At 64.1% G+C, this 5,093-nt stretch carries 1 protein-coding gene and 1 pseudogene; both read left to right on the top strand.

The window, feature by feature from the left end:
* Positions 1-515 precede the first annotated feature (515 nt).
* On the top strand, positions 516-4,013 hold the full coding sequence (locus B3T59_RS20970) for a DNA-directed RNA polymerase subunit beta (protein WP_005209199.1): 3,498 nt from the start codon (positions 516-518) through the stop codon (positions 4,011-4,013).
* A 79-nt stretch (positions 4,014-4,092) separates the two neighbouring features.
* A pseudogene (locus B3T59_RS20965) lies at positions 4,093-5,093 on the top strand (DNA-directed RNA polymerase subunit beta'); the annotation flags it as partial.

Here is a 5,093-nt window from a genome sequence, read left to right as displayed (position 1 = left end):
CGTGCAGAACGGGGCGGCGCAACCACGAGCCGACGCTGGCCCATCGTGGGTTCGCTCCTCGCGTGAACCGAGTTGGTCGCTTCACAACTGCCCAGGGCAGCCGTGTGGCCAGCGCGTGTTCTACGCGCAACGGGGTGCTGAACTCTTGCCGCAGCGACCCCGCCAACGCGGCATCACGCAGGTGAGGCGCTAATTTTCTTGCACAAATTGGCGCGTACCGCTTGACGTGGCGGCGTTGGCGGGCCAATCTGTCACCAGCGATTGCAGCGCGGGCAGCCACCAGTGCGAAATCGTTTCCAGACGCTACTTGACAAAGTGCGTCTATTTTCTGCTACAGTTGGACGTTGCGCTGGCTGCCTCCTGTCCATCTGTCGATTCTCCTTCTGGCCACATTCTCCTCTGGTGTGTGCATGGTGATCGCGATCGAAGGTTGTCACCAGCGAACGGCCCACCAAGCCACTTAGCGCTTGTTGCACACACCGCTAGGCAGAACCCTCGTGTTGGAAGGACGCACCTTGGCAGTCGATCGCCAGTCCACCTCAACCACCATCCCGAATGCGCCGCACCGCGCATCGTTCGCGAAAATCAGCGAGCCTCTGGAGGTACCGGGCCTCCTTGATCTACAGCTCGATTCCTTCGAGTGGCTCGTCGGCTCCCCCGAGTGGCGCGCCAAGGCCATCGCCCGTGGCGAAGAGAACCCCGTCGGCGGACTGGAGGACATCCTCCACGAACTGTCGCCGATCGAGGACTTCTCGGGGTCGATGTCGCTTTCCTTCTCCGACCCTCACTTCGACGAGGTCAAGGCCTCCGTCGAGGAGTGCAAAGACAAGGACATGACCTACGCGGCGCCCCTGTTCGTCACCGCGGAATTCATCAACAACAACACCGGTGAGATCAAGTCGCAGACCGTCTTCATGGGCGACTTCCCGATCATGACCGACAAGGGCAGCTTCATCATCAACGGCACCGAGCGTGTCGTCGTCTCGCAGCTCGTCCGCAGCCCGGGCGTCTACTTCGACGCCTCCATCGACAAGGCCACCGAGAAGACCCTCCACACCGTGAAGGTCATCCCGGGCCGTGGCGCGTGGCTGGAGTTCGACGTCGACAAGCGCGACACCGTCGGTGTGCGCATCGACCGCAAGCGTCGTCAGCCGGTCACCGTGCTGCTGAAGGCTCTCGGCTGGACGAACGAAGAGATCAGCGAGCGCTTCGGGTTCTCCGAGATCATGATGTCGACCCTGGAGAAGGACAACACCGCCAACCAGGACGAGGCGCTGCTCGAGGTCTACCGCAAGCTGCGTCCGGGCGAGCCCCCGACCCGCGAGTCGGCTGAGAACCTCCTCGAGAACCTGTTCTTCAAGGAGAAGCGCTACGACCTCGCACGCGTCGGTCGTTACAAGATCAACAAGAAGTTGGGCCTCACCGACAACCCGATGACGGGCGAGTCGGTCCTGACCCGCGAAGACATCGCCGCGACCGTCGAGTACCTCGTGCGTCTGCACGATTCCGACCCGCACACCGTGTCGCTCGCGAAGGTCGCCGGACCCGACGGCCTCGACGTCCCGATCGAGGTCGACGACATCGACCACTTCGGCAACCGTCGTCTGCGTACCGTCGGCGAGCTCATCCAGAACCAGATCCGCGTCGGCCTCTCGCGTATGGAGCGCGTCGTGCGTGAGCGCATGACGACCCAGGACGTCGAGGCGATCACCCCGCAGACCCTGATCAACATCCGTCCCGTCGTGGCGGCGATCAAGGAGTTCTTCGGAACGTCGCAGCTCTCGCAATTCATGGATCAGAACAACCCGCTGTCGGGTCTGACGCACAAGCGTCGTCTCTCGGCTCTCGGCCCCGGTGGTCTGAGCCGTGAGCGTGCGGGCCTCGAGGTCCGCGACGTCCACCCGTCGCACTACGGCCGCATGTGTCCGATCGAGACCCCTGAGGGTCCGAACATCGGTCTGATCGGATCGCTCTCGGTCTACGCGCGGGTCAACCCGTTCGGCTTCATCGAGACGCCGTACCGCAAGGTCGTCGACGGTGTCGTCACCGACGACATCCAGTACCTGACCGCGGATGAGGAAGACCGCTTCCTCATCGGCCAGGCGAACACCAACTTCGACCTCAACGGAACCATCACCGACGATCGCGTGCTGGTCCGTAAGAAGGGTTCGGAGGTCGAGTTCGTCGGCGCGACCGAGGTCGAATACCTCGACGTCTCGCCGCGACAGATGGTGTCGGTCGCGACCGCGATGATCCCGTTCCTCGAGCACGACGACGCGAACCGCGCCCTGATGGGTGCGAACATGCAGCGTCAGGCCGTGCCGCTGGTCCGTAACGAGTCGCCGCTGGTCGGCACCGGTATGGAGCTGCGCGCGGCGGTCGATGCCGGCGACGTCATCGTCTCGGGCAAGACCGGTGTGATCGAAGAGGTCTCCGCCGACTACATCACCGTGATGGCAGACGACGGCACCCGCGACACCTACCGGATGCGCAAGTTCGCGCGTTCCAACCACGGCACGTGCGCCAACCAGCGCCCGATCGTCGACGAGGGACAGCGCGTCGAGGCAGGCCAGGTCCTGGCCGACGGTCCGTGTACCGAGAACGGCGAGATGGCACTGGGCAAGAACCTGCTCGTGGCGATCATGCCGTGGGAGGGTCACAACTACGAGGACGCCATCATCCTGAGCCAGCGGCTCGTGGAGGAAGACGTACTCACCTCGATCCACATCGAGGAGCACGAGATCGACGCCCGCGACACCAAGCTCGGTGCCGAGGAGATCACGCGCGACATCCCGAACGTCTCCGACGAGGTCCTCGCCGACCTCGACGAGCGCGGCATCGTGCGTATCGGCGCCGAGGTCCGTGACGGCGACATCCTGGTCGGCAAGGTCACCCCGAAGGGCGAGACCGAGCTGACCCCGGAAGAGCGTCTGCTCCGCGCGATCTTCGGTGAGAAGGCTCGCGAGGTTCGCGACACGTCGCTCAAGGTGCCCCACGGTGAGACCGGCAAGGTCATCGGTGTCCGCGTCTTCAGCCGCGACGACGACGACGATCTCGCTCCCGGTGTCAACGAACTGGTCCGCGTGTACGTGGCCCAGAAGCGCAAGATCCAGGACGGCGACAAGCTCGCAGGCCGCCACGGCAACAAGGGTGTCATCGGCAAGATCCTCCCGCAGGAGGACATGCCGTTCCTGCCCGACGGCACCCCCGTCGACATCATCCTGAACACCCACGGTGTTCCGCGTCGTATGAACATCGGTCAGATCCTGGAGACCCACCTCGGGTGGATCGCCAAGACCGGCTGGAACATCAACGTCGCGAGTGGTGTGCCCGACTGGGCGTCGAAGCTGCCCGAGGACATGTACTCGGCCGAGCCCGACACCAACACCGCAACCCCGGTGTTCGACGGCGCCCGCGAGGAGGAGCTGACCGGACTGCTGTCCTCGACGCTGCCGAACCGCGACGGTGAGGTCATGGTCAATGGCGACGGCAAGGCGACGCTGTTCGACGGTCGTTCCGGCGAGCCGTTCCCGTACCCGGTGTCTGTCGGCTACATGTACATCATCAAGCTGCACCACCTGGTCGACGACAAGATCCACGCTCGCTCCACCGGTCCGTACTCGATGATCACCCAGCAGCCGCTCGGCGGTAAGGCCCAGTTCGGTGGCCAGCGCTTCGGTGAGATGGAGTGTTGGGCCATGCAGGCGTACGGCGCTGCCTACACGCTGCAGGAGCTGCTGACGATCAAGTCCGACGACGTGGTCGGCCGCGTCAAGGTCTACGAGGCCATCGTCAAGGGCGAGAACATCCCCGAGCCGGGCATCCCCGAGTCGTTCAAGGTGCTCCTCAAGGAGCTGCAGTCGCTCTGCTTGAACGTCGAGGTGCTGAGCTCCGACGGTGCGGCGATTCAGATGCACGACACCGACGACGAGGATCTCGAGCGCGCAGCCGCGAACCTCGGCATCAACCTGTCGCGCAACGAGTCGGCCACCGTCGACGACCTCGCGAACTGATCTCGCTGCCGCCGGTCACGGAGTTTCCGTGACCGGCGGCCAACGGCCCTTTATTGACAGAGCTCTGGAAAGGTAACAAGTGCTCGACGTCAACTTTTTCGACGAACTGAAAATCGGTCTTGCAACGGCCGACGATATCCACAACTGGTCGTACGGCGAGGTCAAGAAGCCGGAGACCATCAACTACCGCACGCTCAAGCCTGAGAAGGACGGCCTGTTCTGCGAGAAGATCTTCGGACCTACTCGCGACTGGGAGTGCTACTGCGGCAAGTACAAGCGCGTGCGCTTCAAGGGCATCATCTGCGAGCGCTGCGGCGTCGAGGTCACCAAGGCCAAGGTGCGTCGTGAGCGGATGGGCCACATCGAGCTGGCCGCGCCGGTCACCCACATCTGGTACTTCAAGGGTGTCCCGAGCCGCCTGGGCTACCTGCTCGACCTCGCGCCGAAGGATCTCGAGAAGATCATCTACTTCGCCGCATACGTCATCACCTCGGTCGACGACGAGCTCCGCCACAACGAGCTCTCGACGCTCGAGGCGGAGATGGAGGTCGAGAAGAAGGCTGTCGCCGATCAGCGCGACGCCGACCTCAACGAGCGTCAGCAGAAGCTCGAGGCCGACCTCGCCGAGCTCGAGGCCGAGGGTGCCAAGGCCGACGTGCGCCGCAAGGTGCGCGACGGTGGCGACCGCGAGATGAAGCGGATGCGCGACGCAGCACAGCGTGAGCTCGACGCTCTCGAAGAGCTGTGGGACAAGTTCGTGAAGCTCTCTCCCGGCGATTTGATCATCGACGAGAAGCTCTACCACCAGCTGCAGGACCGCTACGGCGAGTACTTCACCGGTGCCATGGGGGCCGAGGCGATCAAGAAGCTCCTCGAGACCTTCGACATCGACGCCGAGGCCGAGTCGCTGCGCGAGACCATCCGCAGCGGTAAGGGCCAGAAGAAGCTGCGCGCGCTCAAGCGACTCAAGGTCGTCGCGGCGTTCCAGCAGTCGGGCAACTCGCCGCTGGGCATGGTTCTCGACGCCGTGCCGGTGATCCCGCCGGAGCTGCGTCCGATGGTGCAGCTCGACGGTGGCCG

This window comes from Gordonia sp. UBA7860 (genome assembly GCF_002500165.1).
In the GTDB taxonomy this organism is placed as follows: Bacteria; Actinomycetota; Actinomycetes; order Mycobacteriales; family Mycobacteriaceae; genus Gordonia; species Gordonia sputi.
The sequence above is the reverse complement of the archived record's forward strand: the minus strand, read 5'-3'. Positions and strand labels throughout refer to the sequence as shown.